The organism is Ochrobactrum sp. RH2CCR150, assembly GCA_014138095.1.
GTDB lineage: Bacteria > Pseudomonadota > Alphaproteobacteria > Rhizobiales > Rhizobiaceae > Brucella > Brucella gambitense.
Genome location: JACGXE010000014.1, coordinates 20822 through 34856, shown reverse-complemented (window position 1 = coordinate 34856; position 14035 = coordinate 20822). Strand labels below are relative to the sequence as shown.

Genomic DNA, 14035 nt, shown 5'->3' with positions numbered 1-14035 from the left:
CGCTTCAATCCATTCCCGGTTCGCTCTTCTCCAAGCTATCTGTCTTTTAATGAATTAAACATGATGAGAATAGTCGTGTTTAGAAAATACTGGATAACTGACGGATATCGTATTGCTCATGTCCTTGGAGAAATTCATGCACAACAAATATCTCGGTCTTTCGGTCGCTGCCCTGATGGCGACCGGCAGCGTCACTACGCAAGCACTGGCGCAGAACGCGACTGAAGTGGAGACCGAGACAAGTAAAGGAACGGTTCTGAATGCCATCACGATCACCGGCAGTCGTGGTGGGCAGCAAATTTCGGAGACAGCACGCACCGTCTATGTCATCGATGCACAGCAAATTCAGATGCGCGCACGTTCAGGCGAAACCATTCAGCAGATTTTGGCGCAGGAAATACCGAGTTTTGATCCGGTGAGCCAAGGGGCACGTACCTCGTATGGGCAGAACCTACGCGGACGCACCGCTTTGGCGCTGATCGACGGAATATCGATGAATTCTGCTCGTGGGCTGAGCCGCCAGTTTGACTCTATAGACCCATTCAACATTGAGCGAATTGAAGTTCTTTCTGGAGCGACCTCGCTCTATGGCGGCAATGCGACCGGGGGCATCATCAATATCATCACCAAGAAAGGCAAGGATGCGCCGGAGGGTTTGCATAGCGAAGTGACAGCTGGCATAGAAAGCGGCTTCCGCGCCAGCAACGACTTGGATCGTAACGGCGCTGCAGCCGTCACCTATAATAGTGAGACATGGGATGCTCGACTGTCGCTGGCGGGTAATCGCAGCGGCGCGTTTTATGACGCAGATGGCACCATGGTTGTGCCGGACATCACCCAGACGTCGACCGCTTTTAACCGGCGCATCGATCTTATGGGCAGCGCAGGTTTCCAGTTCGACCCGGATAGGCGGTTGGAGTTAAGCGGACAGTTCTTCAATTCAGAGCAGAAATCTGATTATAGCGTCTACTTCGGACAATTTCTCGCGGGGCTGCGGAATCCAAGTCTTATCGAAACACGCGACGGCTATAATTCGGACTTCAATCCGCGCACCCGCCGCGCCATGTTTAACGCAACCTACACCGATAATGACTTCTTTGGACAGCAATTGCTTTTGCAAGGCTTCTATCGCAGCGAGAAGATCAATTTCCATCCGTTCCCAAGTTCAACCTACTTTTATGGCAGCGCGCAGGACACGGATTATTACGGCATAAAGGCCGCGCTTATCTCCGAACCGCTTGACGGGTTGCGCATTACCTACGGTGTTGATGCTGACAGGGATTCGCTTTCTTCAAACCAACATATTTTCGATATGGGCAAAGCTCTTCAGAGCGGCGCGATGGATTTCCAGACCGCAGGCGTCACAGGTCTGTATCCAAAGATCGACGTTACCACGTTTGCTGGCTTCGCAGAGGCTTCCTATGAAGCAACCGATCGCCTTACCTTCAATGGCGGCGTGCGCTATCAGTACACCAAAACGGAAATCGGAGATTTTGTTGGTGCAGCCCAACAGATCGCTATTCTCAATGGGGCGGCGACCTCTGCCGATTCGATTCCCGGTGGCTCGGTCGATTACGACGCTTTCCTGTTCAACGCTGGCGCAACTTACAGTCTGACAGACATACAGCAGGTCTATGCAAACTTCAGCCAAGGCTTTGAGCTGCCCGATCCGGCAAAATATTACGGTTATGGCGCCTACTCACTGTCAGGTGGTCATTACGCGCTGCTCGGTGGTGTGAATGTGGCAAACTCGGCATTGGAAGCCATCAAGACCAATTCATTCGAGATCGGCTATCGTCTTGATGACGGCACCTATAACCTGGAAACCGCGGGTTTCTACTCCACTTCCGACCGTTCCATTGTGCTCAATCGCACGACCCTTGCCGTCGAACTCGAGGACAACGAACGTCGGGTTTATGGCATCGAAGGCAAGGCGGGCATGAAACTCGATCGTGGCTTCGATATCGGTATTCTGGGCCAATGGATACGCACTGAAGTCGATCAGGACGGCGATTGGGTCAAGGATACTATCGGTTCCGCCAGTGTTTCCAAGCTTGGCGGCCATATTGGCTGGGGCAATGAAACATTGAATCTGCGCTTCCAGGGCCAGCATGTTTTCGACCTTGGTGACAACTCCGGCTACAAGATCGAAGGCTACACGCTGTTTGACCTTATTGGCTCTTATCACGTCGAGAAAGCCGACATGACTGTGAATTTCGGTGTGCACAACCTGTTCAACAAGCAATACAACACCGTGTGGGGATCGCGAGCCAAGGCGCTTTATGGTGCACTCGCGCCTGAAGAAATCTTCGACTACAAGGGCCGCGGCAGGACCTTCGCCCTCGCTGTGAGCAAAACCTTCTGATGAGCGCACAACAAAACGAGCTATCGACACAGAAAATAGGCATAAACGCACGGCTTTATACTGTTCTTGGGGGGCTCTATCTCGCGCAGGGCATCCCGACCTATCTTCTATTGGTCGCCTTGCCTCCCCTGATGCGCGAAAGCGGTGCCTCGCGCACGGCTATCGGGCTTTTTTATCTTCTGATGATTCCACTGATTGCAAAATTTGCGATTGCACCATTGGTGGATCGTTATCCCCTCATCGCAAGTTGGGGGCATCGGCGAAGCTGGGTAATTGTCACCCAACTTCTCGTCTCATTGGGCATTACTTGTATGGCGTTTACAGAGCCGCAGCAGGCGGGGGCACTCTTTGCAATCTGCCTTTGCATAACGCTTCTGTCTTCTTTGCAGGACATTGCTACCGATGGCTATGCTGTCCGTCATCTCAATGACAAGACGCGTGCCACTGGCAATGCAATCCAGGCCGGTGCAGTTGCACTTGGTGTGATCGTGGGTGGCACGCTGGCGCTGGTGCTCTTCCACAAGATCGGTTGGCGTCCCACGATTTTCATCGTCGCCGCCCTTTCGCTTCTGCCACTTCTGGCCGGGTTATGGATGGACGAAGCAAGTGAGCAGAAGCAGCACCGGGAAAAGCCACGCGCCAGCCTGAAGCGGTTTTTCCAGCAACCGAACGCCTGGCTCATCCTGTGCTTTGCTCTGACCTATCGAGCGAGCGAAGGCATGGTAAGGGGGATGGAAGGCAGCTATCTCGTGGATATCGGGCTGCCGCTATCATGGATCGGCTATCTTTCCGGGGCTGCCGCTGCGGGTGCCGGCCTGATCGGAGCAGTTCTGGCCGCACTGCTGATCCGCCGGACCGGGCTTTTCTCTGCGCTCATTCTGCTTGGATTATTGCGCAGTCTTTGCTTCCTCGCGTTCAGTTTCAATGCTGCCGAAATATGGCCGGGGATCACGATTGCTATGACGGTGTCAGCCGTCCAGACCTTCTTGCGCTATATGGAACTGGTCGCGATCTACTCACTGTTCATGAAAGCATCGTCTTCCGATCAGCCCGGCACGGACTTCACGATCCTTGCTTGTGCCGAACTGCTGATTTATCTCGTTGGTTCTTCGGTCGCCGGCTACCTTGCCGATAAATTTGGCTATGTCGAACTTTTCACGTTGGCAACAGTGCTCTCTGTACTCGGGATCGCTTTGACATTCTATATTTTGCGAAGATTGCGGGGCAATGGACTTTCCCTGTAATTGTGGCTGGGTTGCAAAAACTTGTTTAGCAGAGAACGCAGCCCACCTGCAGACGTAATTATGCTGCGAGCACTGAGAATTGTTGTTCGAGAGAAAGCGGTATTGCGATCAATGGCACGATAGAGATACACCCACTCGCCTTTAACCTTAAAACATTCTCGGGCTACTTATACAATTGGATTTGAACGCGGTTACACTGTGATATCAGCAGGGACCAAAAGGTGGCTTTCTTTTCGAGTGCATGTTCACTCTTCATGGAGACGATAAGCATCGCGCCCTGCTGCCTTGGCGGCGTACAAAGCGTTATCCGCCAGAGTGAAAATTTCGGTATCAGTTTCGTCGATGAGAAGCGCAGAACCTATTGAACCGGTGATGGAGATGCTATCCCCGTTGAATTCCACGGGCATTCTGAATTCGGACAGCAACTTTTCAGACAGGCGGACAACGTCGTCCGGACAGGTGATCCCGGGTGCCAAAATTGCAAATTCATCCCCTCCAATGCGCGCTACGATATCCGATTCACGGCAAGTTTTCTTAATGCGGACGGCCATTTGCATGATGCATCTGTCACCTGCTAAATGACCGAGCCGATCATTAATATCCTTGAACCCATCCAGATCAATCAGAAGCAGGCATGCCTTGATGCCCCCTCGGTTCGGTGCCAAGCACAACTCTTCCAGCATCTGGTTGAATCTATACTTATTCACCAAACCTGTCAGCTTATCATGTTCCGCATCGTGGATGGCACGATCAAACATCAGCTTTTGTGCAGTAATGTCCTGTTTCATGCCAAAAAGCCTTACAGGAACACCATTCTCGCATTCCACGGAAGCAGTCAGGCGTACCCACTTGTGCTCGCCGGTCGAAAGCACAATTTCAGCATCCAATGAAAAGCCACTGCGATCATTGATTGCCTGTGTCCTTCTGAGCTCCAGTTCTTGGCGCGATGCTTCGGTATAGAGCGCTAGCGTGTTTTCTCTTGTTAATGGACTACCACGTTGCAAGCCAAAAATATCATACACAAAATCGGTCCAATGCAGTCGCTGGTCGGGAAGAGTGCATTGCCATATTCCAACCTTGGCCACTCTGGCGGATTGTTCGAAAATCAGGCGCATATCCTGCACGGCAAGCGACTGCTCAACAAGAATCTTCTCTTGCGCTTTGATCTGGTCGTTTAACCGCGATATTTCTTCCAACAGATGTTTGTTTTCTGTCTCAGAGCTGAGCTCATCGCAAGTACCGTCGATGTTGTCCATTTATCCTCGTTGGCGAACTGTATTGATGATGCGCTAAGCGTTTTTTCTTCGATTCTAGCTAATATCTAAGTCTGAATTTTCAAATATGCAATTTTCCAAAACACAAATTTATCAGATATTTAATATAGTAGTATCAATATAATTTCTGCTGCACTTAATTTATTTTACTTTATACCAACGTAATTAAAGGGGTAATTATAGAAATAACACGATAGATATAAGAATGATGGAAATGATGTGGGTGTATTTATAAATAATGCTACCTCATGCGGAAGGGCGGAGGTAGCGTTAACGACCTATGCAACTGCACGCGATGAGAGATATCTGAACTGTACAACACCGAAGTTCGGATTACTGGGCAATCGATCAGATGGCTCAAACACCATCACGTTGTTCTGGGTGGCTTTTGTGGTGTAGACTGGTTAGCAAAATAGACACGGCCCGTTTGCCCATTGTGACAACAAGCTTGATGTTGATTTCCCTTTCATTGACTAATGCTACGTTCCTTTTCAGAAGCCTTTGCTTCTAACTTCTTTCTGTCTGAGCCAAGAACTCTCGAGCGGCGCATCCAAACTTCAGCATGGCCTCTACCATACCGATACCAACAGATTATCAATTCTATTCAGCAGGCTGTGGGCAGTATGATGAGTATCAGAGCGGGGACGTCCTCATCAGAAGTAAACATTGAGCTTGCGTTGAATGGCTTCGGGAGACCAGTGGCACACGCCCATGTCCTGCCAAAGGTCAAGTCGTTCCGTAGGGGAGGAGAAGTTGGCAGGTTATTCCAGAAAAGAAGCCCATCCGTAGTCAGTGGTTTCAGATCGAACATTTTTCGTGCTGTCATCAAAATGTCCTGCTTGATCCTGTAGCCAACATACTCGACACTGCTTTCAACCTGATCTGACACATAATACGTGGTGAACATCTGTGAAGATAATCCTCTCCCCCGAACTGACCATCTGCGGCATCGAAGAGCTGGCAACACATAGCGACAAGAACGTTACGCATGTTCTTTCAATCATTGATCCAGAGCGGTCCGAGCTTACGGAGTTTTCGGGCTATACCGATCATGCTCGCACGACGCTACGGTTCCATGACATCATTGCTGATCTGGACGGACAAATTCTTCCTACAGAAAGACACACGGAAGCAATTTTGAATTTCGGCCAATCGTTCCAGACCCGTGAAGACAATGATGCGCCGGGGCACATCCTTGTGCATTGCCATATGGGTGTTTCGCGATCTACGGCGGCTATGATGACCCTTTTGGCGCAAGCCAATCCAGATGAACCGGCAGAGACACTCTTCCAGCGGTTGGTGGCTATCCGTCCTCAGGCATGGCCAAATTCCCGCATGATCGCTTTCGCAGACGAACAGCTTGGTCGCAATGGCGAACTCAATCGTCAACTCGGCTTTCACTATGGGCGTCAGCTCAATAGTCGGCCTGAGATAAAGGACTGGATGACTTCACTCGGTCGTCGAGCGGAAGTGGACATGGCCGTCTATGGCTGACGGGGAATGATCAGGGTGGTCAGCGGGGCCATGTCCGATTGACAATAAGTCATAATGACATCATGATGTCGTTATGACGATAGAGACCAGCTCCGCCCCCCTTTACGCTAAGGTCGAGGCCACTTTGGCTTCGGAAATTGCATCAGCACTATTGCCTTTCGGGTCGCAACTCCCGCCGGAAGATGATTTGACGGTGAGGTTTGGTGTCAGCCGGACGACCGTTCGGAAAGCCGTTGAGAATTTGGTTGCGCGCGGACTGCTTGAGATTAGGCGCGGAAAGGGTACTTTCGTTACCGAGCCCAAAATCAGGCAGGAATTGACCGAGTTAAGCGGCTTTGTGGAAGACATGATTGCGTTGGGTCGCAATCCAACTGCGAAGCTTTTGGATAAACGGCTTGTGCCCGCCAGCGACGTGGTCGCTAAACATTTGAATCTTCCGCAGGGGGCACAGGTCTACCGCATTGAGCGCGTGCGTTTGGCTGATGGCATCGCCATGTCTTTCGACGAAACCTATCTGCCCATGGATATTGGCGAGAAGATCGTGAGTAACGATCTGGAGGCTGAGCCAATTTTCTCTTTGCTCGAAAACAAGTATGGCCTCCCGCTCATTGAAGCGGAGTATCAGCTTGAGGCCGCAACAGCTGATGATCGCGTGGCTCAAGCCTTGGGGATTGCACCCACCAGTCCGGTATTCCTTATCGAGCGAACGTCTTACTGTGAAGGGCCGAGGCCAATTGATTATGAGAAGCTCTATTATCGGGGCGATCTGATCAAATTCAGCACGCGCTTGTTGCGCCGTCCGGGGCAGACTCGGTGACAAGCACATTCGAAGTTGGGGCTATCAGTGCTTTCTGGCTGTTTGTTGGCGCCTTCGGTGCGAGCGCACTTGGTGGCGTTCTGGGTATGGCAAGCGGCATTTTTATTGTGCCGATTCTTACATTTGCTTTCGGTATCGATATTCATGCGGCGATCGCTGCGAGTCTCGTGTCAGTGATCGCATGTTCCTGCGGCAGTGCGGCGCCGCTCCTGAAAAAGCGGCTGACCAATATTCGATTGGCCGTCGTTCTTGAGACAGCAACAACGCTGGGCGCTCTGACCGGCATTTTCCTTATTGGGATTGTTGCAACCGCTTATCTCTACTTGCTATTTGCAGCAATTCTCGCGGTGTCTGCGCAACAAATGCTTGCGCGTCGAAGCGAAGCACCTCAAACGAGCACGCCTGCCTCTCAAAACTGGGCGACGACGCTACGTTTACATTCGACAATTTTGGATGAGGCAAGCGGCGCGGCCACGTCGTATCATGTCGGCTCGGTGCCGCTCGGCTTGTCATTGATGTATGGGGCGGGTCTGGTTTCGGCGCTACTGGGGATTGGCAGTGGAGTTCTGAAAATTCCGGCAATGGATACCGCACTTCGGCTTCCACTCAAGGTGTCGTCTGCGACGTCAAACTTTATGATCGGCGTAACTGCCGCCGCAAGCGCCGGTGCGTACTTCATGCGCGGCGACATAGATACAGCCATCGCCGGTCCAGTCGCGCTTGGTTCAGTCATTGGGTCGATTGCGGGTGCTCGGATGCTGGTGGGTTTGCCCAGCGAAAAACTCCGCATCTTCTTCGTAATGGTGCTTGTGCTGCTCGCTGTCGTAATGGCGATGAGCGGTTTCGGTCTGTACCTGAAAACGTGATCGGAACAAAGAGTTTGAGAGAACAGAAAAATTTGATTGAGAGCCTTGAGCAGAAGATTGCCAGGTTGTTGCACTATGGAACGGCAGTTGCTTCATTCGTCATTGCGATCGGGTTGGTCACTCAGTGGTTGAGCTCTTTGGGTATGGCAACCGCTGTCCTTAGTGGAGGCAATTTGATAAAAGCGGGTGTCATAGTGTTCATCTTGCTGCCTGTCTTTCGTGTAGCTCTTATGTTGATCGAGTTCGCGCGTGCGCGCGATGTCGTCTATGCCACGATCTCTGGGGTGGTCCTTGTGATCATTGGTGTGGGATTTGCTGTGGGCTTATGAAGCCGAACTCTCCACAAATATTAATGCGGCGCAGCATTGCGAACTGAAGCGCCCACGCGTTTCTGATTGGCGATTGGAGCAGTCAATCACCCGCCACTATTGGCCGCTTATTGCCGCTCGTTTCCTGAACCGTCATTAAGCAAGATGACAATCGTGTTGAAGTGTTATTGGGTCGCGGATAGTGGTTCCCGCCCGAGCCATTCCGGGTCTATTTCCGGTAGCGGAATCGCGTCGAGCAGAGCGCGCGTATAGGCTGACTTCGGATTGGCGAAGACCTCCTCGCAAGCCCCCGCTTCGACTACCTTTCCGAACCGAAGCACATAGACGCGGTCGCAGATCGCCCGGATGACACTGAGATCATGACTGATGAACGCCATGGACAGACCCATATCGCGCGACAGGTCCTTCAGCAGGTTGAGAACCTGCGCTTGTGTCGAGACGTCGAGACCTGAGACAATCTCGTCGGCTAAAACGAAGTCTGGTTCGAGAAGAGCGGCGCGGGCGATACCCACCCGCTGACGTTGACCGCCAGACAGTTCGTGGGCGTTTCGACCGAGTACAGCCTTGGGCAGGGTAAAGCGGTCGAGAATCTTGAGAACCTTCGCCTCGGCCTCAGTCGCGTTGGGAGCCAAACCGTGCAGTAGCATTGGCTCGATCAGAATACGACGAATGGAATGGCGCGGATTGAGCGACGCCATCGGATCCTGGAAGATCATTTGCATGCGCCGGCGCAGCGGTCGCATCCTGTCATCGGGTAGACGAGTGATATCTTGTCCGTCGAACCGGATTTCGCCAGCAGAGGTATCGACGAGGCGCAGCAGCGCCCGGCCAAGCGTGGTCTTTCCCGAGCCGGATTCGCCGACGATGCCGATTGTCTCGCCGCGTTCGATGTCGATGTCGACACCATGCAGCACCTTGTGGCCAGCAGACTTGGTGAAAAGTCCGCCCGCACCGTAGGCGACCTGAATGCCGCGAGCCGTGAGAAGCATGTTACTCATCAAGTTGTTCCGATCTCGGTGCGCAGTTGCTCGAACACCAATTGCGGCACCGGTTCCAGACCGGCGTCGGGCCTGTCGTAGCGAGGGCCAGCTGCCATCAGGGCTTTCGTGTAAATGTGTTTGGGTCGTTGCAGGACTTCGGCAGTGCTGCCTTGCTCGATTACCTTACCGGAGTAGAGCAGCGTTACGCTGTCGCAAATTTGGGCGACGACGCCGAGATCATGCGTCACGAATATTACACCCGTGCCATGAGCACGCTGCATGCTGCGAATAAGGCGCAAGATTTGTTTTTGCACGGTAACGTCTAGCGCGGTCGTCGGCTCGTCGGCAATCACGAGCTTGGGTTCGAGCGCAAAGGCCGAGGCAATCAGTACACGCTGGCGCATGCCGCCTGATAATTCATGCGGATACGCACGCAAAACGCGTTCGGGATCGCGGATATGCACTTCCTCCATCAAGGTCAGTGCGCGTTCACGCGCGGCCTTGCTCGACAGGCCACGCTTGAGGCGCAGGCCATCAGTCAGTTGTGCTTCGATGCGACGGCCCGGATTGAGTGCCGTCTGGGGATCCTGCGGGATCAACGAGATCTCGCTACCCATGATCTGGCGCAATTGCGGTGCAGGCATGGTCAGCAGGTCGTGGCCTTCAAAATTGATGGAACCGCCGGTGACGCGGACAGTGCGCGGCAGGATGCCAAGGAGTGCTTTGGCGATGGTTGATTTACCAGCACCGCTCTCACCGACAAGGCCGCGCACTTCGCCACGCTCTAGCGTTAAGGCGACGTCGCGAAGCACGAGTGCGCCACCGTCCCGATCCGAGACCGCTGACAGATTATTGATGGAGAGAAGAGGTGCTGTCATCGGCGCATCATCGGGTCAAGGGCGCGGCGCAGGCCGTCGCCAAGTTGATTAAAGGCAAGAACGGTCAGGAACAGCATTATGAGAGGCGTCACCAGCACCCACCATCCCTGATAGATGATCTGTCGGCCCTGCGCGATCATACCGCCCCAAGTCGGTGTGTCTGAGGAGACCGAAAGACCGACGAAGGAAAGAATGGCTTCGACGATCACGGCAATACCCATTTCCAGACTGACGAGCGCGATCAGAACCGGGCCTACATTCGGCAGAATCTGGCCAATCAGAATCTTGAAGCGAGAGAAGCCGAGAACCTTCGCTGCCGTCACGTAGTCCATTTGCGCCTGCGCCATGGTTTCTGAACGGACGACGCGACAAAACCGTGTCCAGTCGATGATAACGATGGCTGCAATAACGGAAGGCACGCCCGCGCCAAAGACTGCGACCAGCAGGATCGATAGCAGCACCGGCGGGAAGGCCATCCAGATGTCGACAAGGCGCGAGATAATGGCGTCCACCCAGCCGCGATACCAGCCTGCAAGCAGTCCAAGAGCTGTGCCTACGAATGCCGCAAGACCTGCGGCGATGAAGGCGACAAGCAGGGCGATGCGCGTCCCGTAGATCAGGCGCGAAAGCACGTCGCGACCGAGATCGTCGGTGCCGAACCAGTAGCCGGGTTCGGTGCCAGTATAACCTACGGGAGGCAGTGTACCGAGCATCAGGTCCTGTTCGAGCGGGTCTTTTGGCGCGAGCCAAGGCGCAAAGATGGCGACCAGTATCAAAAAGAGAATAAAGCCCCCGCCGAGGATCACTTTGGGTTCGGAAAGCGCTGCGCGCAGTGACTTAGCCATGGCGCAGCCTCGGATTGAATGCGGCGACGAGTGCGTCGACCAGGACATTGATAATGATGAACAGCGCGCCGAAGACGAGCACAAGCCCCTGAATGAGCGGCAGGTCGCGGTTGATGACGGCATCGATGGCCATATTGCCGATGCCGGGATAGGCGAAGATACGCTCAACGATGACGGTGCCGCCGATCAGAAAGGTGAACTGCACTCCGGTCAGCGCGATGGTCGGGCCAACGGCATTGCGCAGCGCTTCCTGCAGCACCAGTCGCAGCGAGGACATGCCTTTTAGCTTTGCGAGCAGGATATAGTCCTGCACCATGGCTTCGAGCAGCGCTTCCTTCAGCACACGAGCGATAATCGCCGCGAGTGGCAACCCGAGCGCCAGAACCGGCATGGTCATATGGGCGGCGATGTCGGCGAACTGAGTAAAGCGTAGCCGCAGCAAGCTCTCAAACAGATAGAAGGAGGTTGTGAAATCACTCTGCACGCTTGGATCGATGCGCCCGGACAAAGGCAATACAGGGAAGAACACACCGAGCAACAACACAAGCGCCAGTGCCCAGACGAAGTCGGGCACGGCCAGCACTACACCGTTGACCGTATCGATGACAGGTTCGGCTGGCGTGCGGCGCACAAGGGTGCCGACAACGGCGACGGTGGTGCCGAGCAATATTGCGAACAGTAGCGCGACGAATGCCAGCTCGAGGGTTGCCGGCAGACGTTCGGCCAGCAGCTCCAGAACATTGCGGCGCAGCGAAATAGATGTGCCGAAATCACCTGAAAGCAATGATTTTAGCCAGATACTAAACTGGCTGAAGATGCTGCCATCCAGCCCATAGTTTGCGCGAAGCTGTGCGATCTGTTCGGGGGTAGCACCCGGAGAAATCATCATGGCGATAGGGTCGCCGGGAACGATGCGCAGCAGAACAAAAACCACAACTGCGACCCCGAAGAGGGTCACTGCCGCGAGAACCAGACGGTTCAGGATTGAAAGACCAAGCATTTGCATGGGTATGAAGCCTCACGCAGGCAGACGAAGATGCTATGCGAGTGTGCCCGGCTGAAGATGCCGGACACAAATCAAGCAGTGGGAAGCTGGCGGACCTGGTGCCCGGCCAATGTGCAATCAAGCCTTCGATATGAGGGTCGGTTGCAGCGCACCCGAAACATTCGGAATAGCCTTCAGCGTCGACTTGTAGATGATCGGCTGTGCGTATTGCAGCAATGGCAGCACGTAACCCTGCTCCGCAATATACTTGCAGACAGCTTTCCATCCGGCGATGCGTTTGGCCTCGTCTTTCTCGCCCCATAGCGGCGCGATCATGTTATCGAGGTCATCGGTGTTCCACACCGAATGCGGCGATGGGCCAAACATGGCAAATCCTGTTGAGGTGGTCGGATCACCAATCGCATTACCCCAGTTATAGAAGGCAGCTGGCGCGAGTTGGTCGGCAGCGCGCAACTCATAATGCTTGGCGATCTCGTAGACCTCGATTTCGGCTTCAATACCGACCTTGCGCCACATGCCCACGATGGCCTGAACCATTTCGTAGTCTTTTGGCTTCAATCCGCGTGTGGTCTGGATCTTGAACTTGACTGGCTTTTCGGTGGAATAGCCGGAATCGGCCAGCAGCTTCTTGGCGAGCACGGGATCGTATGGAACCTTGATAGACGGATCGTAAGCCGAATATTCCGGCGCTTCGAGCGTATCGATCGGTACGCCATATCCACGCAGCAGGCGCGTGACGATGGCTTGCTTGTCGATAGCGTGACAGGCAGCCAGGCGCACATTCTTGTCGTTCATTACCTCGATATTGTTGATGAAGATCATGCCAATATCGGAGATCGGGGTCGCAACGCCTGCCAGACCTGCCTTTTCCTTCAGACGGTCGAACTCCTCATAGGGGATTTCCAGAGTGACATCGGATGAGCCGGATTCGATTTCGGCAACCCGGCTTGTGCCATCGGGCACAAACTTGAAGATGACTGTTTCGAAAGCCGGCTTGCCACCCCAATAGTTGGGATTGGCCTTGAGGCGGAGGAAGGCGTTGCCTTCGTAGGCGTCAACCATGTAAGGGCCGGTACCAATTGGCTTCTTTTCAAAACCTTCCGCACCGACCTTTTCGTAATAGGCTTTGGGCAGGATGTAACCCGTGAGGAAAGCCATCCACATGAAATAGGTGGGTTCGAAGCGCAGCACGTCGCCGGTGATTTTGTTGCCTTCGATCTTGTAGTTACCAGCGGTCGACCAGACGAACTGAATCGGGTTGCCGGTCTTGTCGTTGGCGGCGCGCTCCAGCGCCCAGACCACATCTTCCGGGGTGAACGGCGAACCGTCATGCCAGGTCACGCCTTCGCGGACATCCATCCAGACCTTGGTCTTGTCGTCATTCCAGCCCCATGCGGTCAGTAGGCCCGGGACAAATTTGAGGTCGGGATCCTGGCCGATATACTGGTCGAAGATCGAGCGGTAAATTGCCTGGATGGTCGGATTGACCGCCGACGGACCGACGGTCGGGTCGAAGGACGGGAGATTGACGTTGAAAGCGATGGTAAGCGTGTCGGCTTCCGCTGCCTGCACTGGCACACGTCCGGCCAGTATGCTTGAAAAAAAGGCAGCAGCGCCCATACCCAGCGTCTGACGACGGGTGAATTCAGTCATGATTTGCTCCGCGTTCCCCTGATCCCCGGCTTTTTTGAGTGTTCCCCCACTCGCCAAGGTATTTATTGTTCGGAATACTTTAATCTTAAAATAGCGCCGATGGGCTGGCAAGCGAATTGTACATTCTGACAGCAATTTTAAGGCAAACTATATGCTTATGCATATTGTTTCTCTGCCTGCTTCGCTCCTAGATCATTGAGAGTGTTGGCTCCAAGTGCCGATACTCGCAGTTTCACGAATATGCAGACAAAGAAATATGATTCTGCATGCGTTCGATGGGGCGG

12 protein-coding genes are annotated in these 14035 nt (G+C 53.7%); 6 read left to right on the top strand and 6 right to left on the bottom strand.

The window, feature by feature from the left end:
* Positions 1-136: 136 nt before the first annotated feature.
* On the top strand, positions 137-2365 hold the full coding sequence (locus FHW03_RS21065; protein ID WP_182522414.1) for a TonB-dependent receptor: 2229 nt from the start codon (positions 137-139) through the stop codon (positions 2363-2365).
* Positions 2365-3609, top strand: coding sequence for a RhtX/FptX family siderophore transporter (locus FHW03_RS21060; protein ID WP_182522413.1), 1245 nt, complete (start codon positions 2365-2367; stop codon positions 3607-3609). The genes FHW03_RS21065 and FHW03_RS21060 overlap by 1 nt, the downstream gene beginning before the upstream one ends.
* 245 nt (positions 3610-3854) lie before the next feature.
* Here FHW03_RS21060 and FHW03_RS21055 read toward each other — a convergent pair whose 3' ends face one another.
* Positions 3855-4865, bottom strand: coding sequence for a sensor domain-containing diguanylate cyclase (locus FHW03_RS21055; RefSeq protein ID WP_182522412.1), 1011 nt, complete (start codon positions 4863-4865; stop codon positions 3855-3857).
* A 927-nt stretch (positions 4866-5792) separates the two neighbouring features.
* On the opposite strand from FHW03_RS21055, the gene FHW03_RS21050 reads away from it, so the two are divergent.
* The 4 genes from FHW03_RS21050 (at position 5793) to FHW03_RS21035 (ending at position 8389) form a co-directional block, all read left to right on the top strand.
* The gene (locus FHW03_RS21050) at positions 5793-6377 is read left to right on the top strand and encodes a protein-tyrosine-phosphatase (protein WP_182522411.1); all 585 of its coding nucleotides are present in this window, start codon (positions 5793-5795) and stop codon (positions 6375-6377) included.
* Positions 6378-6450: 73 nt separating this feature from the next.
* Complete coding sequence (locus tag FHW03_RS21045) at positions 6451-7194, top strand: GntR family transcriptional regulator (protein WP_182522410.1); 744 nt, start codon at positions 6451-6453, stop codon at positions 7192-7194.
* Entirely contained in the window at positions 7191-8060 is an 870-nt protein-coding gene (locus tag FHW03_RS21040; protein ID WP_280994681.1) for a sulfite exporter TauE/SafE family protein, read from the top strand. Before FHW03_RS21045 ends, FHW03_RS21040 begins: the two co-directional genes overlap by 4 nt.
* Before the next feature lie 14 nt (positions 8061-8074).
* On the top strand, positions 8075-8389 hold the full coding sequence (locus FHW03_RS21035) for a DUF1634 domain-containing protein (RefSeq protein ID WP_280994682.1): 315 nt from the start codon (positions 8075-8077) through the stop codon (positions 8387-8389).
* Positions 8390-8553: 164 nt separating this feature from the next.
* Here the strand turns inward: FHW03_RS21035 and FHW03_RS21030 are convergent, their stop codons facing one another.
* From FHW03_RS21030 to FHW03_RS21010, 5 genes are all read right to left on the bottom strand, one after another.
* Positions 8554-9387 (bottom strand): ABC transporter ATP-binding protein, encoded by an 834-nt coding sequence (locus FHW03_RS21030; RefSeq protein ID WP_182522409.1) that lies wholly within the window; start codon positions 9385-9387, stop codon positions 8554-8556.
* On the bottom strand, positions 9387-10247 hold the full coding sequence (locus FHW03_RS21025) for an ABC transporter ATP-binding protein (RefSeq protein WP_182522408.1): 861 nt from the start codon (positions 10245-10247) through the stop codon (positions 9387-9389). Before FHW03_RS21025 ends, FHW03_RS21030 begins: the two co-directional genes overlap by 1 nt.
* On the bottom strand, positions 10244-11092 hold the full coding sequence (locus FHW03_RS21020) for an ABC transporter permease (protein WP_210277357.1): 849 nt from the start codon (positions 11090-11092) through the stop codon (positions 10244-10246). Before FHW03_RS21020 ends, FHW03_RS21025 begins: the two co-directional genes overlap by 4 nt.
* Entirely contained in the window at positions 11085-12092 is a 1008-nt protein-coding gene (locus tag FHW03_RS21015; RefSeq protein ID WP_182522470.1) for an ABC transporter permease, read from the bottom strand. The genes FHW03_RS21020 and FHW03_RS21015 overlap by 8 nt, the downstream gene beginning before the upstream one ends.
* Before the next feature lie 123 nt (positions 12093-12215).
* Entirely contained in the window at positions 12216-13751 is a 1536-nt protein-coding gene (locus FHW03_RS21010) for an ABC transporter substrate-binding protein (protein WP_182522406.1), read from the bottom strand.
* Between the last annotated feature and the right edge of the window lie 284 nt (positions 13752-14035).

Excerpts from the sequence above, each read along its gene's own strand:
- FHW03_RS21010 (WP_182522406.1), bottom strand. The coding sequence starts at position 13,751 with ATGACTGAATTCACCCGTCGTCAGACGCTGGGTATGGGCGCTGCTGCC.
- FHW03_RS21060 (WP_182522413.1), top strand. The coding sequence starts at position 2,365 with ATGAGCGCACAACAAAACGAGCTATCGACACAGAAAATAGGCATAAAC.
- FHW03_RS21065 (WP_182522414.1), top strand. The coding sequence starts at position 137 with ATGCACAACAAATATCTCGGTCTTTCGGTCGCTGCCCTGATGGCGACC.
- FHW03_RS21015 (WP_182522470.1), bottom strand. The coding sequence starts at position 12,092 with ATGCTTGGTCTTTCAATCCTGAACCGTCTGGTTCTCGCGGCAGTGACC.
- FHW03_RS21045 (WP_182522410.1), top strand. The coding sequence starts at position 6,451 with ATGACGATAGAGACCAGCTCCGCCCCCCTTTACGCTAAGGTCGAGGCC.
- FHW03_RS21055 (WP_182522412.1), bottom strand. The coding sequence starts at position 4,865 with ATGGACAACATCGACGGTACTTGCGATGAGCTCAGCTCTGAGACAGAA.
- FHW03_RS21020 (WP_210277357.1), bottom strand. The coding sequence starts at position 11,092 with ATGGCTAAGTCACTGCGCGCAGCGCTTTCCGAACCCAAAGTGATCCTC.
- FHW03_RS21025 (WP_182522408.1), bottom strand. The coding sequence starts at position 10,247 with ATGACAGCACCTCTTCTCTCCATCAATAATCTGTCAGCGGTCTCGGAT.
- FHW03_RS21030 (WP_182522409.1), bottom strand. The coding sequence starts at position 9,387 with ATGAGTAACATGCTTCTCACGGCTCGCGGCATTCAGGTCGCCTACGGT.